Source organism: Patescibacteria group bacterium (assembly GCA_028707495.1).
GTDB lineage: Bacteria > Patescibacteriota > Patescibacteriia > UBA2591 > JAQWAS01 > JAQWAS01.
Window position 1 is genome coordinate 39,640 of sequence record JAQWAS010000005.1, and the last position, 24,683, is coordinate 64,322.

Below are 24,683 nucleotides of genomic sequence, written 5' to 3' on the forward strand. Positions count from 1 at the left end.
AAAAACTTCTTTTTTTGATGGTAAAATTAGCGGATAAGTTTTTTGACTAGTTGAGCGTCTTTCACAGTAATAAAATGGTCAGAATTCATATCATTTGCTTTAATAAAACATTCAGCTACGCAAGATTTTTTAGCATTCACTTCCTTCTTTTTGGCAGAAGTCTGGTTTTTAATAAAAGTCTGAATAAGATTAAAATCTTCTTTGTCATATTTACCATTGCAATTAGCATCCCCTTTTAAGGGTGGTAAATTTATACAACTATAAGGTAAAGTATAACCATAAGAATAACCATAAAGACGATCTACTCTGGTATTTTTTATTTTATTAGCCAAAAGAAGGCCAGCAGCGACAGAGCCAATAACCGCTAGGCTAACTAGGGCAACTGTTACTAATTTAGTTTTATTAGCATTTTTGATTTTGATTAATGTTTCGTTCATGTGTTTAATTTTTTAAAGTTTTTTAATATTAATTTATATTAAGCTTTTTTATTTTTAATGTCAATTTTTTTATTTTAGAGTAATATTTATTTTAGGACTAACATAAGTATTTTGGCGATTGTCAACCACCTCTAAATAGAGCTGATAATTGCCAGTCGAAGGGGCCTCTGGCCAGGTTAAATATAAATGTGACAAAGATTCGGGATTCGTTAAGGTGCCAATTAAATTAGTTTGATCGCCGGTTTGATAATAGAATTTAATTTGATAGATTGGTCGATTAAAACTAACTGAGGCCGAAATATTTATGGGGAAGTCAGTTGAATTTAAAGTTTGATTAGCTTGAGGGTTAAACCAAAAAACTGTAGGTTGATTAATATTATAACTATTATTAGTATAATTAAAATTAACTTCTTGGCTAGCGCTGTTGTCAAATTGATCATAAGCAACGGCTTTTAAGATATGTTGCCCGGATGATAAATTAAAAGCGTTGGTATTTAACATGTAGTAAGGTTGGGACTTAGAAGCGCCAATAAATTGATTATCAACATAATATTCAACCCGGGAAATGGTTCCTTGTTTGGCATTGGCTGTTGCTTGACATTGAATGGTTTCATTAAACGTGTTATTGGCTTGGGGTGAGATAATTTGAATTTCAGGTTGACTACCAGGTATGTGGACATCATCATATTCGGTGGGTGGTTGTTCTTGGTTATAATTATTCTCTTCAGCCCAATGGCGAATAGTCTCTTCCCATTTTTCAAATTGAGAATCTTTTTCGGGTTTATCCGGAGCAGGACCGAGTGGATCGTTTTTATCTACATAATACAGAATGCTATGGACATCAAAATAGGTTTTTTCTTCAATCATACTGACAGGGGTAAAATCCGTTGCCAATTTGCCAGAAATTTTATCAATTTTAACTATTTGCTCATTACCAATTTGACCGTTTAACATCGGCTTATCTATTTCTGGTAAGTCTGGCATATCAGAAAATTTTTCAATTGGTTGTTTCTCTAAAGCTTGTTGCATAAAGTTGTGCCAAATTGGTCCAGCCATGACGCTACCACTAGCCCCTCGTTTCATTTCAGAGTTGTCATTATTACCCACCCAAACGCCAGTCACCAACGAGGGAGTGTAACCAATTGTCCAAGCATCGCGATAATCATTGGTGGTACCGGTTTTAGCTGCAACCGGGCGATCGCCAAGTTGTAAAGAAGAGTTTAAACCAAAAACATAAGCGCGGGCTTGATTATCAGATAATACATTATTAATAATTTGAGCTGTTTTTTTATTTAAAACACGTTTGGATTTAGCTTCTTCGGGTTTAAATTCAAACAAAATTTCATCTTTATCATCTACAATTTTTAAAATAGCCTGAGTGTCATATTTTAATCCTTCTTGACTTAAAACACCATAAGCAGCGGTGTGTTCAAGAAGTTTAACTTCGCCACCACCGAGGACTAAACTTAAACCATAGTGCTCAGCTGATTTTAAAGTAGAATAACCGAAGTCTTTTAATAAATCTAAAACATCTTCTGGGCCAACCAAATATAACAATTTAACTGCTGGAATATTTAATGAGCCAGCTAAAGCTTGACGTAAGGAAACTGGACCATGACTTTCAGTGTCGTAATTGTGGGGGATATAATTACCACCATCACCACTGGAGCCAAAATTAGTTTCTAAATCAAAAAGAATTGATTCAGGTTGATAACCATTATCAAAGGCTAGAGTATAAACAAAGGGTTTTAAGGACGAACCTGGTTGACGAGGGCGTAAAGTTACATTAACTTGGCCATCAATTTCTTCATTAAAAAAATCTTTAGAGCCAACCATGGTTAAAATTTCACCAGTTTTAGGATTGAGTGAAACCATGGCAGCATTACTGGCATTATATTGCTCGCCACGTTTTTCCATTTCTTGTTGAATAATTTCTTCAGCCATTTTTTGTTTATCAAAGTCTAAAGTTGTATAAACCTTAAAACCACCATTTTCAATAGTACGTTCGCCATAGCGTTTAGTTAAAAGTTCTTTAATATACATGACAAAGTGCGGTGCATCAATATTTTCTCGTGGCGTTTTAATTTCCATAATTTCATCTTGAGCCTGCTTGGCTTCATCTTTGGTTATGTAATCTTCTTTAGCCATTAAGTTTAAAATATGATTACGCCGACCAAGTAAAACATCTTGATTATTAAAATAATAAGTTGGAGATTGAGGCATGGCAGCTAGGGTAGCGGCCTCAGCCAGGGTTAATTCGGTTGTGGATTTATGTAAAAAAGTTTGAGCCGCCGATTCAACACCATAAGCCGTTGAGCCATAAGGGATTTCGTTTAAATACATTTTTAAAATTTCATCCTTGGAGAATTTTTTTTCAATTTGATAAGATAAAATTAATTCTTTGATTTTGCGACTGTAAGTTTTTTCTTTGGATAAAATAGCATTTTTAACAAATTGTTGGGTTAAAGTTGAGCCGCCAGCTGTTTGACCTTTTAAAACATTAGTAATGGCGGTACGAAAAATAGCCCACAAGCTGAAACCTTTGTGATGATAAAAATCTTTATCCTCGGCGGCAATCGTGGCCCATTTTACATAATCGGGGATTTGGTCTAGTTCTAACAATGTTCTTTTTTGATCACCATGAACTTCATACAAAACATGTTCACCGGTGCGGTCATAGATTTTAGTACTTTGAGCAACTGAGCGATCTAATAGATGGTTGGGGTCGGGTAAATCGCGGCTATACCAAGCAAAAGCACCGAGTAAAAAAATTGTGGCAATGAGAAATAAAATTAAACCAACAGGAATTAGACGTTTAATTAATTGAGGGCTAATTTTAAAATTAGATCGGCAACTGCCTGGTCGGCGATATTTATAATTAAAAGTTTTAGGCGCGTTGGGTCTTTTTTTATGAGGAATAAAACTTGAACGCTGGTTGATTTGACGTTTACTCCAGTCGCGCGGTGATTTAGATGATGATAATTGAGGTATGGGCATATAAAAATTTAATTATAATATTATAGCAGAAAATAGCTTAGTTGAAAATATTTAATCTTGACATGTTTTTTAAAATATGATAACTTGGTTTTAAATAAAAAATATTTTTTGATCTTTCAAATAAAAAAACTAGGAGTTAACGTGAAAATATTATTAGTGCCAAGTGGCAAAATTAATCCAGTTGATTGTTTAGAGGGGACTGATACACTCTTGAGATGTAAAAAGGCTTTAGAACTTTGGCAAACAGGGGTCTATAGTAAAGTTTTAGTGACTGGTGGAATTTGTTCTAAACCCAAAATACAAACTCAGCCAGCCGGAACTTTAATGGCTCAATGGTTTGAGGAAAATGGCGTTTCTGCCTCTGATATTATAATTGAAGATCAATCTTTAGACACTTTTGAAAACATAAGATTAAGTCTTCAAAAAATTTTAGATCTAGAGTCAGACTATGAAATTACAGTTGTAACTCAACAGCAACACGCTATGCGAATGTGGATTACTTTCTTGTATGGTTATGGCTTGCTAGTTGGGATTTGTCCGGTTAAATATAAAAATTCTTTCAAAAATTGGTTGAGAGAATGGGGTTACTTGCTCTATCATTTGTATGACAGAAAAGGCACGAAGTTTTTAGCCAAGAAAAATCGTGATTCACGTCGACAAAAACAGGATTAACAGGGTCTCGCTTCTAGCGAGACCTTTTAAATTGGCTTGTTTTTAAAGCCAATTATTGATATAATTAAAATATATGATATCAACAAACAATCAAAAAATCAAAAATTTATTAACCCGAGGCGTGGAAAATATCTATCCATCAGCCGATTTTTTAGAATCTAAATTAAAATCAGGCCAAAAATTAAAACTATATCTAGGTATTGATCCAACGGGACCAGACTTACACTTAGGTCATGCTATTCCATTGATGAAAATGAGAGAATTTCAGGAACTAGGACACCAAGTAATTGTTTTAATTGGTGATTTTACTGGACAAATTGGTGATCCGACCGGCAAACAAGAAGCGCGTCAAATATTAACTTACCAACAAGTTAAAAATAATGCTAAAAATTATAAAAAACAAATTAGCAAAATTTTAAATTTAAGACAGACTAAGTTTGAATATAATTCGAGGTGGTGGAATAAAATGAAATTAGTTGATTTTTTAAAATTATCAACACACTTTACGGTTCAACAAACTTTAAATCGTGATATGTTTAAAAAAAGGATGGAAAAAGAAAAAGATTTATATTTAAACGAATTATATTATCCATTAATGCAAGCTTACGATTCAGTCGCCATGGGAGTTGATGGTGAAATTGGTGGCAATGATCAGATGTTTAATATGCTAGCTGGTCGAACTTTAATGAAAAAATTGAAAGACAAAGAAAAATTTGTTTTAACTACCAAATTGTTAGAAGATCCAACTGGCAAGAAAATGGGTAAAACTGAGGGCAATATGATTACTTTAAAAGATAGTCCCCAAGAGATGTTTGGTAAAATAATGAGCTGGCCAGATGAGATGATTTTGCCGGGTTTTGAATTGTGCACGCGGTTAGATCTGGCAGAAATTACCAAATTCAAACAAGCCATGGATGGTGGGGTTAATCCACGCGATTACAAAATTAAACTAGCCTTAGAGGTGGTAGCCTTTTATCACGGAGTTGATAAAGCCAAACAAGCCGAAGTAGAATTTGCTAAAATTTTTAAAAATAAAGATTTGCCCGATGAGATGTCTGAATTTAAAGTTCAACACAGCTCAATGGACATTTTAGATTTATTAGTTGCAACGGGTTTAGTTAAAAGCAAAGGGCAAGCCAGACGCTTAATTGAACAAAAAGGGGTTAAGATTGATCAACAAGTTGTGAATGGGATTGATGAAATTGAAATTAAAAATAATATGGTTTTACAGGTTGGTAAAAGACAGTTTGTTAGGTTAGTCCTTGACTAAATTTTTTAAATACGCTAAAATAAATTTATTCAGGTTAACTGGATTTTTTATTAACTAAAAAAAGATATTTATGTTAAAAATTCGTTTAATGCGTTTTGGCAAGAAAAAACAACCAACTTATCGTTTGGTAGTTTCTGAACAGCATCGAGACATGAAAGGAAGCTTTATTGAAAGCTTGGGTTTTTATAATCCACGTCAAAATCCTAGTCAAAAAGAATTAAAAGCTGATAGAATTAAATATTGGTTATCAAATGGCGCACAAGCTTCACCGACAGTTCATAATTTATTAGTCGATGAAAAAGTAATTGATGGTCCTAAAGTAAAAGCTACGCGAGGCAAAAAACAAGCAGAGGCCGAGACGACTACAGAAGAAAAAACCACAAAGACGGAAACTCCAAGCATTACGAATACGCCAGATGAGAATAAGGATCAAATTGCAGAAAAAATAACCGAGGAGATACCAGCCGAAACAACTGCTGAAATTTCAGCTGAGAATTTAGAAAATGCAGAGCCAGTAGTTGAATCTAATTTAACTCAAGAAGCTCCAGTTGAAACAGCTGAAAAAAATGAAACACCGGTCACCGATCAAAAAGATCAATCAGCACCAGCAGAAACATCAGAAAATAATTAACATTTTCTCCACAGGTTTCAATTGACAGGTATTTGATATTTTGCTAGTATATATGTATGATAGCTGTTAAGAAGTATCGCTGACTTTCAGCGAGAATCTTAGGTCGACAGTTTGATCATTTAATTATTTCCGTAAGTTAAGAAAAATGACTCAAGTACAAGATAAAGAATTTGTTGAATATATAGTTAAAGCTATTGTCAACAATCCTAAAGATGTAGTTGTTGATAGAACCGTCGATGAAATGGGAGTTTTACTTTCACTCAAGGTTAATCCTGAGGATATGGGTCAAGTTATTGGTCGTTCAGGCCAAGTAGCCAGATCATTGAGAACTCTTATTCGCATTATCGGAGCTAAAAACAATGCTCGTGTCAACTTGAAAATTGAAGAACCAGAAGGTTCACAAAGAGCTGTTAAACCAGCTACTGAAGAAAAAGTTGACAGTGTTGACGATTTAAAGTTATAAACGTCCATTTAAATATAAAACAAAAATCGTAATGCTTAGCGTTACGGTTTTTGTTTAACTGAAAAATGCAATTCGATATTTTAACAATTTTTCCACAGGCCTTTGAATCGTATTTTAATTCAAGTATTTTAAAAAAAGCTCAGGCCAATAAAAAAATTAAAATTAATTTACACGACATCCGTCAATTTACAACAGATAAACATCATACGGTTGATGACAAACCTTACGGCGGTGGGGTCGGTATGGTTTTAAAATTCGAACCGGTTTATCGGACATTAAGCCGAATTAAACGTAAGTCTAAAAGTAAAGTTATTTTGTTTGAAGCAGGCGGAAAAGAATTTACTCAACGGCAAGCTCAGGGTTTAAGTAAATTAGATCAATTGATTATGATTTGCGGTCATTATGAGGGTTTAGATGCGCGGATAAACAAGTTGGTAGATTTAAAAATTTCTGTCGGTAATTACGTCTTGACAGGCGGAGAAATACCAGCTATGATAGTAGTCGACACAATTAGCCGTTTAATTCCAGGAGTTTTAGGAAAAGCGGAATCATTTAAGCGCGATACATTTTATCGGCCGGGTTATAAAAAATATCCACAATATACTCGACCAGGAAAAATTATTTTTAAAAATAAAAAAGGTTTTAAAAAAGAATTAAAAGTTCCTCAAGTGTTATTATCTGGTAATCACCAAGCTATTCAACTTTGGCAAGAAAAACACAGCCAAAACACTTGACATGATTTTAAATAAACATTAATATATATTGGTAAGAACTTTAACAACTGAAAAATGACAAGAAATAGTTCAAATTAAATCAAACAATATTCTATTCTATGAGAGTTTGATCCTAGCTTAGGATTAACGCTGGCGGCGTACCTAAGGCATGCAAGTCGTTCGTATTTATACGAGGCAGACGGGTGAGTAACACATTAGTAATCTACCCCTAAGACAGGCATAACCCGGAGAAATCTGGGATAATACCTGATAGTCTCTTTAAGCCCTGGTTTAAAGAGTAAAGTTTCGGCGCTTAGGGAGGAGCTTATGTCCTATCAGCTTGTTGGTAAGGTAAAAGCTTACCAAGGCTACGACGGGTAGCGGGATTGAGAGATCGACCCGCCTCAATGGCATTGAGACACTGGCCATACTCCTACGGGAGGCTGCAGTCAGGAATCTTCCGCAATGGCCGCAAGGCTGACGGAGTGACGCCGCGTGTGTGAAGAAGCCCTTCGGGGCGTAAAACACTTTTCTAAGGGAACAAGTTCCTTTTTGGAATTGAGGGTACCTTAGGAATAAGCTACTGCTAACTACGTGCCAGCAGCAGCGGTAAGACGTAGGTGGCAAGCGTTATCCGGATTTATTGGGCGTAAAGCGTACGCAGGTGGTTTAAAAAGTTCTTGGTTAAAGCCTGGTGCTTAACACCAGATCAGCTGAGAAAACTTTTAGGCTAGAGAACAAAAGAAGCAAGCGGAATTGCTGGTGTAGGGGTTAAATCCGTTGATATCAGCAAGAACACCAAAGGCGAAGGCAGCTTGCTAGTTTGTTTCTGACACTCAAGTACGAAAGCGTGGGGAGCGAATGGGATTAGATACCCCAGTAGTCCACGCCGTAAACGATGGATACTAGACATTGGTAGTATCGACCCTATCAGTGTCGTTTTAAAAAAGCTAACGCGTTAAGTATCCCGCCTGTGGAGTACGGCCGCAAGGCTAAAACACAAAGGAATAGACGGGGACCCGCACAAGCGGTGGAGCATGTGGTTTAATTCGACGATAAGCGAGGAACCTCACCAGGACTTGACATCTATCCTATGTCTTTTCTGAAAGGAAAAGTCTTAGTGGTTAGACAGGTACTGCATGGTTGTCGTCAGCTCGTGTCGTGAGATGTACCGTTAAGTCGGGTAACGAGCGAAACCCTTGTCCTATGTTTCATGTACCATAGGAGACTGCCCTGAACAACAGGGAGGAAGGAGAGGATGACGTCAAATCAGCATGGTCCTTATGTCCTGGGCTACACACATGCTACAATGGCCAGTACAGTGGGCAGCCAAATCGTAAGATGGAGCCAATCCCATCAAAACTGGTCTCAGTTCGGATTGAGGGCTGAAATTCGCCCTCATGAAGCTGGAATCGCTAGTAAACGCGTATCAGCCACGGCGCGTTGAATACGTTCTCGGGTCTTGTACTCACCGCCCGTCACGTCAAGGGAGTCGGTAATACCCGAAAGCTGACATTAGTCGGATGAAGGTAGGATCGATAACAGGGACGAAGTCGTAACAAGGCATCCGTAGCGGAAGCTGTGGATGGATCACCTCCTTTCTAAGGAGACAAATCGATCACAATTAGTGGTTATGTATTACGGTCGATCTGTTTCTTGTCATTTTCTAGTTGTTAAAGCAAAAACAAAAAAATCGAGTTTTAAGACTTGATTTTTTTAATAAATAAGTTTAAAATATAAAAAGCATAAAAAAAATTAATTATTTGCTTATTTAAAGCGATTGAATTTTTTACAAAATTAAAAGTAGGAATTTGGGCGCGTAGCTCAGTTGGTTAGAGCGCGTCACTGATAATGACGAGGTCCGAGGTTCAACTCCTCGCGCGCCCACCAAATAAAAAAAATGAGTCTAAGCTCATTTTTTTGTTTTTTTTAAACAAAATTTTATTTAGTATTTTTATTATAATAATGTCTTCTTAATTGCCCACATCCCGCTTTAACATCAGTGCCAGTTGAAATAAATTCGCAAGTTTTTATTCCCTCTGTATTAAGTATTTTTTTAAAGAGATTAAAAGTTTTTTGGCTAGAAGATTTTAAGTTATTAAAATCGTTTAAATTGCTTAATTTAATTATAAATGGATATGGTTTGAGTAAATTAGCTAATTCAAAAGCGTGTTTTGGTGAATCATTAAGACCGGCAATTAAAACATAGTTAACTTTTGAGGATATGTTTTTGACAGATGAAAAATATTTTAATGCCCTTAGAGCTGGTTGTATTTTTTGTGCTTTTGGTAATATTTTTTTGCGTAACGCATCTGTTGGTGCGTGTAACGATAGATGAAGATTTAGAACGGTATTTATTTTTTCGTGTGCGAGTTTTCTCATTAACGTCGGATTAATCCCTAAGGTGGATATTGTTGTTCTGGAATTGGGGAATTTTTCAATAAGTTTTTTAATACTATTTATCGTGTTTGTATAATTGAGAAATGGCTCACCCATTCCCATGTATGAAAATAATATTTTTTTTGCATCAAATTTTTTCAGATTTTTTAAAGGTAAGAGAATATTATCCACTTGTTGTATTATTTCATTTGAACTTAAATTACGTATAAAACTTTTATTGTTGGATGAGTCGTCTGGATTTGTTGTGGCACAAAAAAGACAACCCATGGCACAGCCAATTTGCGAAGAAATACAAACAATATGTTCGTCTATATCATAGTACCCGGTTTCAATAATGTGATTATCGTTTGTTAGTTGTAGGTATTTAATTGTTTTTCCGTCTTTAGATCGGAATGATTTTAATAATTTCACTTCAAACAAATAAAAAATTAAATTAGGTAATATATTTTTTAACAATTGTTAATCGTATTTTCCAAAAGTTTAGCCACGGTGATAGGACCAACACCGCCAGGGGTGGGGGTAATTAATTTAGCTTTGTGTTTAATTTTGTCACAATTAACATCGCCACAACATTTATGATGAACAAAAGACGAGCCAGCATCAATAACAACGGCACCTTTTTTAATATAATCTTGGCTAATTATTTTAGCTTTACCCACGCCAGTGATTAAAATATCAGCTTGTTGAGTGATTTTTTTTAAATTTTTAGTTTTGGCATTACAGACACTTACTGTCGCCTTGGAATTCAAAAGCATATTAATCAAAGGTTTGCCGACTAAACGACCAGCACCAACAACAACGATATGTTGACTTTCTAATTTAATTTTATATCTTTTAAAAATTTCTAAAATAGCTCCAATCGTGGGCGGAATAAAATTATAATTGCCAGTAATTAATTTTCCTAAGTTGATTTCAGTTAAACAATCGACATCAATATTAGGTTGAATAGCATTTAAAACTTCATCGGTTGATATTTTTGATGGTAATGGTAATTGAACAATTAAACCTTGTAACTTATTTTTTTGCTGTAAATTTTGAATAGCTACAATTAATTTATTTTGAGAAATAGTGGCCGGTAATTTTTCTAAAATAAATTTTATACCAATTGATTCAGCGACTTTAGCTTTTCGATTAACATAAAGTTTAGAGGCCGGATCATTGCCGACTAAAACCACAGCTAAATGGGGTTTAATTTTTAAACCAATCACTTGTTTTTTAAGTCTGGTTAAAATTTGTTGACTTATTTTTTTTCCATCTACGACTTGAGCCATAAAATTAAAATAAATTATTTTGTTGTATTTTATTAATAGAATCGGTCACATTAATTATACCATAAATTCCATCATAGCCCTCTTGAATTTTAACTTTACCTTGGCGCATATTTAAAATGCCTTGGGTAATTTCCGGAGTGGTTATATTTTTTAGCTGAGCTTCATTTAAATCTAATAAAATATTAAATTCATTTTGGCCGTGTTTAATTAAGTTATCATATTCTTGAGCAACTTTTTTGGTTTTAGTACCGCAGTTAAAAACTTGAGCAATAATTTCTTTAAGCGGGATTAAATTTTTAAAGGGAATAGAATTGGTGGGTTTAAAACCTGGTTGGCGGTCGCTTAATTCGGTGATGCGATATGAGACTCCTACGGTCAACGGTTTTTTACAAACTGGGCAGATACCTTTATTTTTTAAAGTTTCTTGAGGAGAAAAGCAGACATTGCATTTACGATGGCCGTCGTAGTGGTATTTGCCTTCTTGAGGATAAAATTCTAGAGTATGTAAAAATTTATTTTTATCTTTATTTTTTAAAGTTTGATAAATATTATCATAGCTAGGTTGATCAAAATTAAAAACATTGGCTTCACGACCTAAATTTTCTGGCGAGTGAGCGTCGGAATTAGAAACTAAACTTAAACGATTTAAATGTGACCATTGCCAGTTCATGGCTGGGTCTGATGATAAGCCGGTTTCAGCTGCAAAAATATACGGAGTTAAATCTTCAAAACATTCCTCGATTGAATTAAAGCCTGATTTAGAACCAAAAAGTGAAAACCATGGTGTCCAAATATGAGCTGGAATAATTAAAGCTTGATCATTAATTTCCAAGGCGATTTGGGCCAAAACTTTAGCGTCTAAACCTAGAATGGGGCGGCCGTCAGATTTAATATTACCAATTTTATCTAATTTAACATTAAATTTTTTAACACTTTTTAAATCAGGAAATAAAATTAAAACATGGATGCGACGGCATTGATCGTTTTTTTTATAAATACAACTAATCTCAGTTGATAAAATAAAATAGAGTTTTTTGTCAGGTTGGGCGATGGGCTTTTTTAAAATAAATAAACCATTATCTAAGGGTTGAAGTTTGGTTTTAATCTCATTAAACCAAGCTGGAAAAGTATAATCGCCAGTAGCTAAAATATCAATGCCCTTAATTTTTGCCCATTGGTCTAGATTTTTTAAATCAGAATTTTTTGAAGTTGCTCTAGAGTATTTTGAATGAATATGGAGGTCGGCAATAAATTGCATATATGATTTTTAAAAAAGATTTTGATTTAAAATTTGTTCAGCTAGCTTCAAATGTTCTTGAGTATTAATACCTATACCCTGTTCGGGCGGAATTTGAACAGTTGGAATTTGATGTCCTTGTTGAATTGCTAAGCCAACCAAATCGGTAATATAATATTCGTTGGAATTATTTTGGTTATTTAATTGATCAATATTTTTCCATAGCCAGTCGGTTTGAAACATAAATAAACTGGGATTAATTTCGGTAATTTGTTTTTCGTCATCGGTGGCATCTTTAAATTCTCTAATGCCAATAATTTGGTTTTGATTATTACGCAAAATGCGTCCACCTTTTTCAAAGGTTTGCCATTGATTTTCAAAATTAGGCACTTTAACAGTTAACATGCTTAAAACACTTTGATGTTCTTGATGAATTTGATGTAATTTTTGCAGAGTAGTTGTTTTAACAAGTGGACCATCGCCATTTAAAACTGCCACATTATCGATAGATTGTTGAATTAACAAATCTTTAGCACAAGCCAAAGCATGGCCGGTGCCAAGCTGTTGAGACTGGATAGCATAATAACATTTATCACTTAGATGTTGTTGAATTAAGTCGCTTTCAGGATTAATAATTAAAATTGGTTTAGAAGTTAAACCAGAATTAATTACGCTTTGAATTAAATAATCAATCATCGGCTGGCCATTTAAAGTGTGCATGACTTTAGGTAAATCAGATTGCATGCGCTTGCCTTTGCCAGCCGCTAAAATAACAACTTGAGTCATAAAATTTAAGTTAATTATAATATTATAACTTGGATTAAGATTAATTTCAAATAAAAAATAGGCTAAATAAGCCTGATGATGACCCGTGAGTAGCGTTAAAAAACGTTATTAACGGGTCTTTTTATTTTCTCTTAAATTTTTCAGTGCACAATACCCGGCACCGACCTACTTTCCCCATAAAGAGTATCATCGGCGCTGAAGAGCTTAACTGCTGTGTTCGGGATGGGAACAGGTGTAACCCCTTCGCTAGAGGTACCGGAAATTCTGCACTGAAATAAATAATATTATAGAGACATAATCAATTCATCAGGTTTATTTAACCTATTTTTATCAAATCTTCTAAATAAAAAGCCGAAATTAAAAATGATATATTAGTACTCCTCAGCTAAATGTGTTGCCACACTTACACTTAGAGCCTATCAACCTAGTCATCTTCTAGGTATCTAAGAAATCTAATCTTGAAACTGGCTTCGCGCTTATATGCTTTCAGCACTTATCCATGCCGAACGTAGCTACCCAGCAATGCCCCTGGTGGAACAACTGGTACACTAGAGGTTCGTCCTTCCCGGTCCTCTCGTACTAGGGAAGGGTTTCCTCAGATTTCAACGCTCGTGGCGGATAGGAGACCGAACTGTCTCACGACGTTCTGAACCCAGCTCGCGTATCGCTTTAATCGGCGAACAGCCGAACCCTTGGGACCTTCTTCAGCCCCAGGATGCGATGAGCCGACATCGAGGTGCCAAACCTCCCCGTCGCTGTGGACGCTCGGGAGAGATAAGCCTGTTATCCCCGGAGTAGCTTTTATCCGTTGGTCTTCCGCGCTCCTATGAGCCACGGTCGGTTCACTAAGTTCTACTTTCGTAACTGCTCGACTTGTAGGTCTTGCAGTAAAGCTGGCTTATGCCTTTACACTATCGTTCCGATTTCCATCCGGAACTAGCCAACCTTTGTAAACGCCTCCGTTACTTTTTGGGAGGCAACCGCCCCAGTTAAACTACCCGCCAGATACTGTCTTCCGATTAATCGGAATTAGAATTAATACAGCACAAGGGTGGTGTCTCATTGTCGCCTACCGAAACGGCAGGCTCCCACCTACACTGAACATGTGAAATATCAACCCAATATCAAGTTGTAGTAAAGCTTCACGGGGTCTTCTCGTCCAGCCACGAGTAGCCAGCATCTTCACTGGCATTGCAATTTCGCCGAGTCCTTCGTTGAGACAGCGCTCAAATCGTTACGCCATTCGTGCAGGTCGGAACTTACCCGACAAGGAATTTCGCTACCATAGGACGGTTATAGTTACCGCCGGCGTTCATCAGCGCTTCAGTTCAAAGCTCACTTATCCGAAGATAAGATCACTCATCCCCTTAACGTTCTGACACTGGCCAGGCGTCAGCCCCTATACATCAGCTTACGCTTTAAGCAGGGACCTGTGTTTTTGCTAAACAGTCGCTTGAGCTCGTTAGTTGCACCCATCACGAAGATGGGAGGCCTTATCCCAAGGTTACGGCCACTGAATTGCCGAGTTCCTAAACGAAGGTTCTCTCGTCCACCTTGGCACATTTATGCCCGTCTACCTGTGTCGGTTTGCGGTACGAATACCTTATACTTAGCTTAAATTACCTTTTCTTGGCACCTCATCACGAAAATTCGATCTGCTCGAAAGCTTCACTAATATCCCGCCGAAGCGGGAAACGTACATAGCCATAGCACGCTTTCTCACTGAAATGCGTCAGTAATTTAAAAATATAAGGTAGGGCAGGAATATTAACCTGCTGGTCCATCGGCTACCCCTATTGTTTAGGGTTTACCTTAGGATCGCCTAACCCAGGGCTGATAATCATTGCCCGGGAAACCTTAGACTTACGGTGGTCTGGATTCTCGCCAAACTTTTTGCTACTCATGCCAACATTCTCTCTTCTTAAGCCTCCATTCCGCCTCACGGCTGAAACTTCAACGACTTAAAAATGCTCCTCTACCATGCCTCGATAAATCGAGACATCCCCATCTTCGGTATTGAACTTAAACCCCGATAATTTTCGGCGCAAGACAACTTGACTAGTGAGCTATTACGCTTTCTTTAAAGGGTGGCTGCTTCTAAGCCAACCTCCTAGTTGTATGTGTCATTTCACCGCCTTTGATGTACTTAGTTCAAATTTAGGGACCTTAGATTGAGGTCTGGGCTGTTTCCCTTTTGACTGATGGAGCTTAGCCCCCATAGTCTGACTCTTTTGCTTAAACCTTAGTATTCGGAGTTTGATTGGAAATGGTAGGAAAAAATCCACCCAGCTCCATTCAGTGCTCTACCCCTAAGGTTATACAAAAGGCTAGCCCTAAAGCTATTTCGAGGAGAACCAGCTATTACCAGGTTCGATTGGCATTTCACCTCTAACCACAGCTCATCCCCGTGTGTTGCACGGCACGTGGGTTCGGACCTTCCCCTGATTTTACTCAGGGTTCATCCTGGCCATGGTTAGCTCACCTGGCTTCGGGTCTTATACATGCTGCTTATTAATTCTTGAGTGATCTTTACAGATCACTAAAAAATTAATTTCGCCGGTTAGGACTCGGTTTCCCTTTGCCTAGGCCCAAACAATGGGCTTAAACCAGCAACATACATAAACTCGTTGGCTCATTCTTCAATAGGCACGCCATCACCCCGATAAATCGGAGCTCTGACTCCTAGAAAGCATATGGTTTCAAAGACTATTTCATCGGCCTTATCGGCCTACTTTTCACCTTTCCCTCACGGTACTAGTTCACTATCGATCATCAGAGAGTATTTAGCCTTACCAGATAGTCCTGGCGGTTTCCCACAGAATTTCACGAGTTCCGTGGTACTCGAGAAAAATAACTGTAGAGAAATAACCCCTTTCGCTTTACAGGGCTATCACCTTCTATGGCTCCGTTTTCCAACGGATTCAACTAGGGAAGTCATTTAGTGCTCTACTTGTTCTTTGAGGAGAACAGAACGTTATTTACTCACAACGCTCTAGAAACATATGGACCTCAATCCTTAATGATTATTAAAAATAATCGAAGTCTCTAAAGTTTAGGCTGATCCCGTTTCGCTCGCCACTACTCAGGGAATCTCAATTGATTTCTTTTCCACCGGGTACTAAGATGTTTCAGTTCCCCGGGTTTGCTTCCTAACTAAAAGTTAGGATAACAAGGGTTGACCTTGCTGGGTTTCCCCATTCGGAAATCTCCGGGTCAAAGGTTGCTTATCACCTCACCGAAGCTTATCGCAGATTGCTACGTCCTTCATCGCCTTCTGATGTCTAGGTATCCACCACATGCCGTAGTTATAATTCCGGCTTTATATCCAGAAGATTTAATAATTAATTTTTTGACTGGTATAAAATGTTAATGTCCTATCTGAGATTATCTTTATTTACAACTCAAATTAGATTTAAGTAGTAAATAAAAATAACCGCGATCAGCGGTTACCAAAAATATCAACTTTAAAAATTAACCGCTGGGTATTTTGAGTTTAAATTGTGAAACCTGATACATTTATTTAATTTGAATAAAATTAATAAATTAGCTTAATTTAGTTCCTCTTTATGTTAAACAAAAATTTGATCCGTGTCAATATAGAGTGTGATTTAATTGTGGATAACTTTTAGTTTTAAAAAGTTAAAATGCCGGAGAGAGGACTTGAACCTCCACGGGATTGCTCCCACTAGCTCCTAAGGCTAGCGTGTCTGCCAGTTTCACCACTCCGGCATATAATTAATCTTAAATAAAAATAAGATCTAAGTCAATATTGTGATTTAATTAAAATTGATTTATAATTTTTATATATAAGATTTTTTAAAAAAATAATTCTATGAAAAATGGTAAAAAGTTTTTAATTTTTTCGGCCATAGCCGCAGCCGTAGTAGGTTTGGGATCTAAACTTTTATCTAATGATAAAACACGTAAAGATTTAATAAAAATTAAAGATGATGTTGGTCGCCTAAGTTGCGATATTAACAAAATGGTTGAGAAAGAAATTAAAAAGGTTGGCCGAGTAATTAACAAAGAAAAATATGATCAAATTGTAGCCAAGGTAATAAGCGAGTATGGAGAAAAAAAAGTTTTGGCAGAAGAGCTAAAAGAAAAAGTTGAAACCGAAGTAAAATCTAAATGGCAAGAAATTAAATCTAAGTTTGATTCTAAGGACGTTGAGGATATTGAAAAAAAATAATCTAAATTTAAAGCCCGGAATTTTAAAAACGGGCTTTAGTTTTTTTGAATAAATATTTTAAATTTTAATTTTATGTTTGGTAAAAGTTTTAAAATGTTTTTTATCGCCACCTTAATTTTGGGTGGTTTCTGCTTTAGTTTTAAATTTGTTTCGGCGGCCAGTCCAGGAGAGGTGGTTATTAATGAAATTTATGGAGGGGGAGGAAATAGTGGTGCAATTTATAAAAATGATTTTATTGAACTTTATAACCCAACGGAGACGGCCGTATCATTATCTGGCTGGTCAATTCAATATGCAAGCGCAACTGGATCTAATTGGCAAATAACACCACTAACAGATTTTGTTTTATTGCCGGGGCAGTTTTATCTTATTCAGCAAGACCAAGGATCTGGGGGAAACTTGGATCTTCCTTTACCCGATGTTATAGGAACCATATCTATGTCGGCAACAGCTGGTAAAGTTGTTTTAGTAAATAACACAATTAAGCTTTCAGAAACTTGTCCAATTGATTTGGGAATTATTGATTTAGTTGGTTTTGGTGCTAACGCAAATTGCTTTAAGGGTTCGGCTCCAGCCAAAATTCCAAGCAATACAAAAAGTATTGAACGTGAAATGGCTGGTTATAATACAAACGATAACAATATAGATTTTATTATTAAAGATCCATCACCACAAAATTCGGGAGGAGAAATTTCGTTGCCAGACGACGACAATGATGATTTAGGCGATGATAATAATGAAGATTCAGACGATGATGATGATGACGACGATGATGATGATGATGGTGGTGGTGGTGGTGATGATGATGATGATGAAATTTTTTTACCTGAAATATTAATTCCTAGTCAAAATTATCGCGCTGGTGACGTGGTTATTAATGAATTAGTGGCTGACCCTGCCGACGAGGAAGTCGAATGGATAGAATTATATAATAAAACTAATTTAACTATTGATTTGACTGACTGGACAATTGAAGATAATACTGAAAAACCAGTTGATTTAGAAGAGCTAATTATTGAACCTCTATCTTTTTTAGTTTTAAATAAAGACGAACATTTTAGTTTTGCATTAAATAACGGTGGCGATGTGGTGCGCTTAAAATTTCAGAATTCTTTAATTGATCAAATAGTCTATGGTAGTTATAACGACGGTGATTTAAGTGACAATGCACCCCAGGCGGTTGATCCAAATTCAATTGCTAGGATTAGAGATGGGTGTGATACAAATAATGACTTGAATGATTTTAACATAACGACAACGCCCACGCCAGGCAAGACTAATTTAATTTCACAAAATGAAAGTTTGGTTGTTGTTGATTATCCGCGCGGTATAATTATTAATGAAATTTTACCCAACCCAGAAGGGTCAGATAATTTATTGGAATTTATTGAATTAAAAAATGTTAGTGCCAATACGATTAATTTAGAAAATTGGCAGTTAACAGATCAGAGTTCTCGGGTTTATACTTTTAAAAAAGATGACTTTGAAAATTTAGATTTATCGGCTAATGGGTTTTTTACCGTTTATCGTGAAGTTAGTAAAATTGCTTTAAATAATTCTGGAAGTGATGGTGTTTATTTGCGACAACCGGACGGAACTGTCATTGATCAAGTTGAGTATGAGGGTAAAATTGTCGAAGGCCAAAGTTATTCCTTAGAAAACGACAAATGGTGGTGGACTTTAAAACCGACACCAAACGCTGAGAATATTATTCAACAACCCAATCAATCTCCCAAAGCGGTTATTAATATGCCGAGCCAAGCTGAAATTAATCAAGAGGTGGTTTTAGATGCGAGTGATTCGTATGATCCAGATGGCGAAAAATTAAAATATCTTTGGACATTGGAATCAGGGTTGACAGATGATCGGATGGTGATAAAACATATTTTTAATCAGGCAGGTGAATTTAAAATTAAACTTCAAGTGACGGACGAAAGAGATGATATTGATGAGGCTGAATTTTTAATTCAGATTGATGATGGGATATTAGAAACGCCAATGGAAAGTTTAAGTGCGGAATTAGCTTTAACTACGGATTTGCCAATGGCTAATTTTAGTCAAGAAATTATAATTACCGAATTTATTCCTAATCCTGAAGGTTCAGATGAAAATGAGTGGATCGAAATTTATAACACGAGTTTGGTAGAAGTAAATTTAAACGGTTGGTCTTTAGACGATCAGGCTGATGGTGGCAGTCGGCCTTACCAAATCAAAGAAGATAAAATTATTTTACCTGGCGAATATTTAGTTATTCAACGTTCAGAGTCAAAATTAGCTTTAAATAATGATGTTGATTCGGTTAGATTATTAGACAAAGATAATCAAGTCGTGGGTTGGGTGGATTATGTCGATTCAAAAGAAGGCTTATCATATAATTTATTTGATGACGGTCAGTGGTATTGGAGTGGAGTTATGACGCCTGGAGCAGCCAATGTAGTTGATATTTTAAATCAAGAATCAATTGTTAAAACTAGCCAATCGACTATAAATAAAAATCAAATTTTAACTTTACCATTGTCAGAAGTTAAAGTTCAAGAAATAGGCGACCAAATTAAAACCCAAGGCACGGTGGCGGTTGAGCCAGGTTTATTGGGTTCGCAAATTTTTTATTTAGCTGGGAGTGGCATTCAAGTTTACTGTTATAAAAAAGATTTTCCGGATTTAAAATTAGGAGATTATATTGAAGTGGTGGGAACTTTATCTGAATCGGGTGGGGAAAAGAGACTTAAAATTAATTCCCAAGAAGATATTGTAATTTTAGATCATAGTGAGGCGCCCCTCGGGCATGAAATTGAAATTGGCCAAATTGGTGATGGTTTTGAGGGCAATTTAGTCACCGTAACCGGCGAGATAATTGAAGTTCGTGGCAACACTTTTTATTTAGATGATGGTGGTGATGAAATTAAAGTATATATCAAATCCACGGCTAATATTTCTAAAATAAAATTATCAGAAGGGATGATGGTTAAGGTCACGGGAATCGTGAGTCAAACTTCAAGCGGTTATCGTTTATTGCCTCGTTATGATAGCGATTTTGAATTTAATCAAGATCTTTTAGCTGGCGACGCAGCCAAAATGATTGAAGTGGGAGATTCGTCGCAACAAAAAGATATTTTACAATATTTAGTTGCGACAATTGTAATTTTAATTGGAGCTTTAATCGTTTTGGGCGTAAGGCATCGACAGATAATTAAAAAATAAGACTAGCCAAAATAAATATAAATTTGCTATACTTAAAGATATGAATAAAAAAGAAAAGACAAATGAAAATTATAAAGTTTGGCGTAAAGTTTTACACCATGAGGAAAAAATAATCTATCAATTTTCAATTGGCGAAGGTTTTAGAAAATTTGGTTTAATCGCCGGCGTGATTGTTGGTATTATAACGTCGTGGCTATATTTTGGAGTTTTAATTATTATAGCCAGTATAGTTTATTTTAATTGGTATTTAAAAGTTGCCAATGTTTATGCTTTTACTGATCAACGAGTTTTAATTCATCAAGGCTGGCTGTCAACTCAATTAAAAAGTGTGGATTATAATAAAATTACTGACATCCAAGTTAAAGAGCCCATTTTTGATAAATTAGTTTCAGGGACTGGACACTTAATTATTAATACGGCCGGGGGAGATGAAAAAGAAATCGTTTTGTTGCACATATCTCAGCCATACGAAAAAAAGAAAAAATTAGACGAGATAAGACAGAAATAAACTTTGATTTAATAATAAACTTTTAGATATAAAATCCCCTCCTTACCAAGGAGAGGTGGTCAGCCGGAGGCTGACCGGGGTGGTTCTGTTTAATTTTAAAACTAAAACAACCACCCCCTAACCCCCTCCTTTAAAAGGATGGGAGATGGTAAGACTGGTCACTTGAATTCCGCGTATTTATTGCTAATTTTGTAATTTTTAAAAATAGATTCTAATGTTTGGGACTAGAAGTATTTATATCCTTGACATGGATTTTATTTTATTTTAAACTAAATAAGCTTTGGCCCCCGTAGCTTAATGGATAAAGTAACGGTCTTCGGAACCGTTGATGTAGGTTCGATTCCTACCGGGGGTATTTAGATAATAGACACAGAGACGTTATTTGTTATTGGACATTTTAGTAATGTAGGTTCTCACCCAGAGGGTGATCAGTCTTTGACTGAGATTCCTACCGGGGGTACCAAAATAATTTACAACTTATAACTTATAATTCAATTTCTACAATTAATTTCTAATTTTATGCGCTCATAGCTCAGCTGGTAGAGCAGCTCCCTCTTAAGGAGACGGTCGGGGGTTCAAATCCCTCTGGGCGCACCAAAATAACTAGCAACCCATAATTTAAAACTCGTAACGCAGAATCCATCTTGGGGATTTTTTTTGTTTTATCCACACGTAAGGATTTGACTTTATTATTCAGCTGATATAAGATTTTAAAGGAATTTTTAAATCTGATTTGTACATTTAAATTAAAAACACCATAAGGAGGTGAAAAATGAAAATATGGAAACCATCTTTTTTTATTGAAGATGAAATTAATGGCGAAGAGATTCTGGAGAATTTGGAGCGGTATGGCCGGACATGCTATAAGTCCGAGGATAAAATCACTCCGGATTCCGCCTGTAAATTCGTTGCCGCAATTCTTGCAAGCGGTCATGAATCCGTGATCGAACACGAGAAGATAACGGTTCGGGTCATATGTGACCGTGGCGTAACGCACGAAATCGTGCGTCACAGAATTGGTTCGTACTCGCAGGAATCCACACGCTACTGCAATTATGGGTTGCTCGGGGTTCAGTTTATTGAGCCGTTTTTCTTTGTTGGTAATGACCAAAAGTATCAAATTTGGCTAACTGCAATGCGCGCTTGCGAATATGCCTACAACACCTTGGTCGAGGCGGGTGCAACTCCGCAAGAAGCAAGAAGTGTTTTACCAAATTCCCTCAAAACCGAGATTGTCATCACCTACAATCTGCGCGAGTGGAGGCACTTCCTTAAACTTCGTTGTTCAAAACGAGCCCATCCACAAATGCGGGAAATCGCTATCCCTCTCCTTCGGGAATTTAAACGGCTTATTCCCATCATTTTCGACGACATCGCAGAAGAGTAGGTTTTTAATTTACTCTTTTGTCGGCCGAGGCCCTTACGAGGAAATTCGTTCGGGCCTTTTTTATTAAGTTGGAGGCATTTTCAACACCAAAGCCCGTTCTCGGTGAGAACGGGCTTTTTAATTCAAAATTCAAAATAAAATTATTTTATAGCATCCTTAAGACCTTTACCAGGTTTGAATTTTGGAACATTCATAGCTGCAATTTTAATTTTTTCACCAGTGCGTGGATTAACACCCTGACGAGCAGCTCTTTTTTTGGCACTAAAATTACCAAAGCCAGTAATGGCGACTTCGCCACCAGATTTTAAAGTACCAGAAATAATATCAATTAAGCTATTTAAAACTTTATCAGCTTGAGCTTTTGATAAATCGTTTTTTTGAGCTAAAACTTCTATAAGTTCTCCTTTATTCATAAATTCACCTCCTTTCTAATAATTTGTCTAAATCTTTGATTTAGTTACAAATTATTAGTCCGCCTCAGGCGGACAACGTTGATTAATGTTAAACCGCTTTAAACGAATAATAATTTATAATTTAGATTCAGACAAATTTTTTAAGATTTAAATAATTAATAATTAATAATATTAAATTTTAACAATTTTATCAACCCGTTGGATGGATTTAGCTTCTTTGGTTTTAGGATCAATTTCAATTAATACAGCATTAATAACAGCCGGTCCCTTTTCAGGAATTAGATGGCTAAACGGCATTTGGGTTAAAAAGGTTTGAATAATTTCTTCTTTAGCCACACCCAAAACTGTATCTTGACCGCCAACCATACCAACGTCAGTTACATAAGCCGTGCCTTGGTCTAAAATTTGTTGGTCAGCTGTTGGAACGTGTGTATGAGTGCCAACTACAGCGGAAGCGCGACCATTAGCATAAAAACCAAAAGCCACATGTTCAGATGTAGCTTCGGCGTGCAAATCCACAAAAATAGCGTGGATTTTTTTACGACTGTTGATTTTAATAATTTCATCAAATTTTTTAAACGGACAATCGAGATCCTCACGAATAAAAACGCGACCTAATAAATTAATAACTAAAATTTTATATTCGCCAACTTCAACAATTTTATGCCCTTCACCAGGCACACCTTCAGGATAGTTAGCTGGACGAATAATTGGAATATCACCCTGTTTAAAAACATCCAAGATTTCATTTTTTTTCCAAATATGATTACCAGATGTAAAAAAATTAATGCCAGCCTGTTGCATCTCTTCTAAGGTTTTTTGAGTGGCGCCCTTGCCATGAGCCAAGTTTTCACCATTGGCAATTATAAAATCAGGCTGGTACTTCTTTTTATAATCAGCCAAAGTTTTTTTAATTGCTTGTCGGCCGATTTTACCGACAATATCGCCGAAAAAGAGAATTTTCATGGGGTAAAATTATGAATTAAGTTTTTAGGATTAATTTTTATTTAAAAAATGAATCTAATCAATATATTCAAAACGTGGAATTTTTTGTCCATTAATTTCTATTGTATCAAAAAACATTGATTGGGGTCTAGCCCATAAAGCGTTTTTGCCAAATTTTTCAGAATCATAAAGTGCCTTATAAATCACAAGACTTTCAAGAGTTTCGCTGTGTTTAGCAAGTCCAATAACTTCGTATTGTTTGCCTTTGTAATGTTTGTATTTTCCAAGTTTAAGTTCGGGCATAGAATTATTTAATCACTTTGTAATGAAGTTGAATTTCGTTCGGTGATAATTGTTTTGTTTCTAATAGTTCTAAGTTTGCTTCAAAATCTTCATTTTCAAAAACATTTATTCCTTTTCCAAAAGCAATGGGTTCAATATCTAAATATAATTCATCTATAAGACCTTCCTTGAGAAATGATGAATTCAGTATTCCGCCGCCAGCAATTATCACTGTTTCAAATTTTTTTAATTTGTCTAGCGCTTCCTTCGGTGAATTGGCAATGTAATGATTATTTGCTATTGTTGTGAAGCTTTCGCTTGAAACAGCAACTAATTCCACATCCTTGAATTCTGAAAATTCAGGTTGTTTTGTAAGTATGTTGTATGTTCGATGTCCTACGATTAAACAACCTGCGTTACGAACAGCGGTACTATAACTATTCCATTCTGTTTCAGAAATCCAACTAGTATCGTCATTTTTTTTGGCAATCATTCCATTAACGCTTATTGCCATATAAAGAATTTTTTTCATAAAGTTATTAAATTATTTTTTAGAATTTTCTTGCAATTTGAGCTTTATCTACTTGAATTTTGTGAGAATTAATTAATGTTTTTATATGCTCTCAAAATGTTTGCATAGAAATAATCCCTTGGCGAGCGTTTGTTAATGTTAAAAAACCTTCTTCTTTGGTTAGACTTAATCCAAGAGCTATTACTCCCATATTGAAACTAAGCTGGATTTTTATTTCTTCAGATAAGTCATTCCATTTGTCTACTTGCGTAAATCTAAGTACTTGTTCGCAGGCATGAGTCGTAAATTTTATCATAAATTTTATTTTTTAAGACGTAAGATTTTTTTGATTCCGGAGGTTTTTAAA

20 protein-coding genes, 4 tRNA genes and 3 rRNA genes are annotated in these 24,683 nt (G+C 35.9%); 13 read left to right on the forward strand and 14 right to left on the reverse strand.

Going from position 1 to position 24,683, the window contains the following annotated elements; translation table 11 throughout:
* Window positions 1-26: 26 nt before the first annotated feature.
* Both PHS07_02585 and PHS07_02590 read right to left on the reverse strand, forming a co-directional pair.
* Complete coding sequence (locus PHS07_02585) at window positions 27-437, reverse strand: hypothetical protein (protein ID MDD4607202.1); 411 nt, start codon at window positions 435-437, stop codon at window positions 27-29.
* A gap of 69 nt (window positions 438-506) precedes the next feature.
* Window positions 507-3,434, reverse strand: a complete 2,928-nt coding sequence (locus PHS07_02590) for a PBP1A family penicillin-binding protein (GenBank protein ID MDD4607203.1) — start codon at window positions 3,432-3,434, stop codon at window positions 507-509.
* A gap of 141 nt (window positions 3,435-3,575) precedes the next feature.
* Between PHS07_02590 and PHS07_02595 the strand changes: the two genes are divergently transcribed.
* The 7 genes from PHS07_02595 (at window position 3,576) to PHS07_02625 (ending at window position 9,073) form a co-directional block, all read left to right on the forward strand.
* Entirely contained in the window at window positions 3,576-4,106 is a 531-nt protein-coding gene (locus PHS07_02595; GenBank protein MDD4607204.1) for a YdcF family protein, read from the forward strand.
* A 73-nt stretch (window positions 4,107-4,179) separates the two neighbouring features.
* Entirely contained in the window at window positions 4,180-5,376 is a 1,197-nt protein-coding gene (gene tyrS / locus PHS07_02600; protein ID MDD4607205.1) for a tyrosine--tRNA ligase, read from the forward strand.
* A gap of 70 nt (window positions 5,377-5,446) precedes the next feature.
* The gene (rpsP, locus tag PHS07_02605; protein MDD4607206.1) at window positions 5,447-6,007 is read left to right on the forward strand and encodes a 30S ribosomal protein S16; all 561 of its coding nucleotides are present in this window, start codon (window positions 5,447-5,449) and stop codon (window positions 6,005-6,007) included.
* Between the two features lie 145 nt (window positions 6,008-6,152).
* Complete coding sequence (locus PHS07_02610; protein ID MDD4607207.1) at window positions 6,153-6,470, forward strand: KH domain-containing protein; 318 nt, start codon at window positions 6,153-6,155, stop codon at window positions 6,468-6,470.
* 65 nt (window positions 6,471-6,535) lie between these two features.
* Window positions 6,536-7,204 (forward strand): tRNA (guanosine(37)-N1)-methyltransferase TrmD, encoded by a 669-nt coding sequence (gene trmD / locus PHS07_02615; GenBank protein MDD4607208.1) that lies wholly within the window; start codon window positions 6,536-6,538, stop codon window positions 7,202-7,204.
* 94 nt (window positions 7,205-7,298) lie between these two features.
* Window positions 7,299-8,784 (forward strand): 16S ribosomal RNA (locus PHS07_02620).
* A gap of 212 nt (window positions 8,785-8,996) precedes the next feature.
* Window positions 8,997-9,073: transfer RNA gene (locus PHS07_02625), tRNA-Ile, on the forward strand.
* Window positions 9,074-9,124: 51 nt separating this feature from the next.
* On the opposite strand, the gene PHS07_02630 is transcribed toward PHS07_02625, so the two are convergent.
* The 7 genes from PHS07_02630 to PHS07_02660 all read right to left on the reverse strand — a co-directional run bounded on the left by PHS07_02630 (window position 9,125) and on the right by PHS07_02660 (window position 16,606).
* Complete coding sequence (locus tag PHS07_02630; GenBank protein ID MDD4607209.1) at window positions 9,125-9,994, reverse strand: radical SAM protein; 870 nt, start codon at window positions 9,992-9,994, stop codon at window positions 9,125-9,127.
* A 38-nt stretch (window positions 9,995-10,032) separates the two neighbouring features.
* The gene (locus PHS07_02635; protein ID MDD4607210.1) at window positions 10,033-10,854 is read right to left on the reverse strand and encodes a tetrahydrofolate dehydrogenase/cyclohydrolase catalytic domain-containing protein; all 822 of its coding nucleotides are present in this window, start codon (window positions 10,852-10,854) and stop codon (window positions 10,033-10,035) included.
* A gap of 4 nt (window positions 10,855-10,858) precedes the next feature.
* Window positions 10,859-12,112, reverse strand: a complete 1,254-nt coding sequence (locus PHS07_02640) for an endonuclease Q family protein (GenBank protein ID MDD4607211.1) — start codon at window positions 12,110-12,112, stop codon at window positions 10,859-10,861.
* Between the two features lie 9 nt (window positions 12,113-12,121).
* A complete protein-coding gene (locus PHS07_02645) occupies window positions 12,122-12,877 on the reverse strand; it encodes an NTP transferase domain-containing protein (GenBank protein ID MDD4607212.1) in 756 nt (251 codons plus the stop codon).
* Window positions 12,878-13,029: 152 nt separating this feature from the next.
* Window positions 13,030-13,137: ribosomal RNA gene (gene rrf, locus PHS07_02650) — 5S ribosomal RNA — on the reverse strand.
* Window positions 13,138-13,227: 90 nt separating this feature from the next.
* Window positions 13,228-16,193, reverse strand: a 23S ribosomal RNA gene (locus tag PHS07_02655).
* Between the two features lie 329 nt (window positions 16,194-16,522).
* Window positions 16,523-16,606, reverse strand: a tRNA-Leu gene (locus PHS07_02660).
* A gap of 103 nt (window positions 16,607-16,709) precedes the next feature.
* Here PHS07_02660 and PHS07_02665 point away from each other — a divergent pair.
* From PHS07_02665 to thyX, 6 genes are all read left to right on the forward strand, one after another.
* Window positions 16,710-17,069 carry a hypothetical protein gene (locus PHS07_02665; protein MDD4607213.1) on the forward strand — a complete coding sequence of 120 codons (360 nt, stop codon included), beginning with the start codon at window positions 16,710-16,712 and terminating at the stop codon, window positions 17,067-17,069.
* Between the two features lie 72 nt (window positions 17,070-17,141).
* Window positions 17,142-20,270 carry a lamin tail domain-containing protein gene (locus PHS07_02670; GenBank protein ID MDD4607214.1) on the forward strand — a complete coding sequence of 1,043 codons (3,129 nt, stop codon included), beginning with the start codon at window positions 17,142-17,144 and terminating at the stop codon, window positions 20,268-20,270.
* Between the two features lie 40 nt (window positions 20,271-20,310).
* The gene (locus PHS07_02675) at window positions 20,311-20,778 is read left to right on the forward strand and encodes a PH domain-containing protein (GenBank protein ID MDD4607215.1); all 468 of its coding nucleotides are present in this window, start codon (window positions 20,311-20,313) and stop codon (window positions 20,776-20,778) included.
* Between the two features lie 283 nt (window positions 20,779-21,061).
* Window positions 21,062-21,133, forward strand: a tRNA-Arg gene (locus PHS07_02680).
* Between the two features lie 166 nt (window positions 21,134-21,299).
* Window positions 21,300-21,375, forward strand: a tRNA-Lys gene (locus tag PHS07_02685).
* 175 nt (window positions 21,376-21,550) lie between these two features.
* Window positions 21,551-22,165 (forward strand): FAD-dependent thymidylate synthase, encoded by a 615-nt coding sequence (gene thyX / locus PHS07_02690; protein ID MDD4607216.1) that lies wholly within the window; start codon window positions 21,551-21,553, stop codon window positions 22,163-22,165.
* Between the two features lie 140 nt (window positions 22,166-22,305).
* Here the strand turns inward: thyX and PHS07_02695 are convergent, their stop codons facing one another.
* The 5 genes from PHS07_02695 to PHS07_02715 all read right to left on the reverse strand — a co-directional run bounded on the left by PHS07_02695 (window position 22,306) and on the right by PHS07_02715 (window position 24,632).
* Window positions 22,306-22,578 (reverse strand): HU family DNA-binding protein, encoded by a 273-nt coding sequence (locus tag PHS07_02695; protein ID MDD4607217.1) that lies wholly within the window; start codon window positions 22,576-22,578, stop codon window positions 22,306-22,308.
* 171 nt (window positions 22,579-22,749) lie between these two features.
* Window positions 22,750-23,544, reverse strand: coding sequence for a TIGR00282 family metallophosphoesterase (locus tag PHS07_02700; GenBank protein MDD4607218.1), 795 nt, complete (start codon window positions 23,542-23,544; stop codon window positions 22,750-22,752).
* Window positions 23,545-23,598: 54 nt separating this feature from the next.
* Window positions 23,599-23,826, reverse strand: a complete 228-nt coding sequence (locus PHS07_02705; GenBank protein MDD4607219.1) for a DUF1653 domain-containing protein — start codon at window positions 23,824-23,826, stop codon at window positions 23,599-23,601.
* A gap of 4 nt (window positions 23,827-23,830) precedes the next feature.
* Window positions 23,831-24,337 carry a dihydrofolate reductase family protein gene (locus PHS07_02710; protein ID MDD4607220.1) on the reverse strand — a complete coding sequence of 169 codons (507 nt, stop codon included), beginning with the start codon at window positions 24,335-24,337 and terminating at the stop codon, window positions 23,831-23,833.
* Window positions 24,338-24,428: 91 nt separating this feature from the next.
* On the reverse strand, window positions 24,429-24,632 hold the full coding sequence (locus PHS07_02715; protein MDD4607221.1) for a hypothetical protein: 204 nt from the start codon (window positions 24,630-24,632) through the stop codon (window positions 24,429-24,431).
* Between the last annotated feature and the right edge of the window lie 51 nt (window positions 24,633-24,683).

Coding starts and splice junctions, on each gene's coding strand:
- PHS07_02585 (MDD4607202.1), bottom strand. CDS start 437: ATGAACGAAACATTAATCAAAATCAAAAATGCTAATAAAACTAAATTA.
- PHS07_02590 (MDD4607203.1), bottom strand. CDS start 3,434: ATGCCCATACCTCAATTATCATCATCTAAATCACCGCGCGACTGGAGT.
- tyrS (MDD4607205.1), top strand. CDS start 4,180: ATGATATCAACAAACAATCAAAAAATCAAAAATTTATTAACCCGAGGC.
- rpsP (MDD4607206.1), top strand. CDS start 5,447: ATGTTAAAAATTCGTTTAATGCGTTTTGGCAAGAAAAAACAACCAACT.
- PHS07_02610 (MDD4607207.1), top strand. CDS start 6,153: ATGACTCAAGTACAAGATAAAGAATTTGTTGAATATATAGTTAAAGCT.
- trmD (MDD4607208.1), top strand. CDS start 6,536: ATGCAATTCGATATTTTAACAATTTTTCCACAGGCCTTTGAATCGTAT.
- PHS07_02635 (MDD4607210.1), bottom strand. CDS start 10,854: ATGGCTCAAGTCGTAGATGGAAAAAAAATAAGTCAACAAATTTTAACC.
- PHS07_02640 (MDD4607211.1), bottom strand. CDS start 12,112: ATGCAATTTATTGCCGACCTCCATATTCATTCAAAATACTCTAGAGCA.
- PHS07_02645 (MDD4607212.1), bottom strand. CDS start 12,877: ATGACTCAAGTTGTTATTTTAGCGGCTGGCAAAGGCAAGCGCATGCAA.
- PHS07_02665 (MDD4607213.1), top strand. CDS start 16,710: ATGAAAAATGGTAAAAAGTTTTTAATTTTTTCGGCCATAGCCGCAGCC.
- PHS07_02670 (MDD4607214.1), top strand. CDS start 17,142: ATGTTTGGTAAAAGTTTTAAAATGTTTTTTATCGCCACCTTAATTTTG.
- PHS07_02675 (MDD4607215.1), top strand. CDS start 20,311: ATGAATAAAAAAGAAAAGACAAATGAAAATTATAAAGTTTGGCGTAAA.
- thyX (MDD4607216.1), top strand. CDS start 21,551: ATGAAAATATGGAAACCATCTTTTTTTATTGAAGATGAAATTAATGGC.
- PHS07_02695 (MDD4607217.1), bottom strand. CDS start 22,578: ATGAATAAAGGAGAACTTATAGAAGTTTTAGCTCAAAAAAACGATTTA.
- PHS07_02700 (MDD4607218.1), bottom strand. CDS start 23,544: ATGAAAATTCTCTTTTTCGGCGATATTGTCGGTAAAATCGGCCGACAA.
- PHS07_02705 (MDD4607219.1), bottom strand. CDS start 23,826: ATGCCCGAACTTAAACTTGGAAAATACAAACATTACAAAGGCAAACAA.
- PHS07_02710 (MDD4607220.1), bottom strand. CDS start 24,337: ATGAAAAAAATTCTTTATATGGCAATAAGCGTTAATGGAATGATTGCC.
- PHS07_02715 (MDD4607221.1), bottom strand. CDS start 24,632: ATGATAAAATTTACGACTCATGCCTGCGAACAAGTACTTAGATTTACG.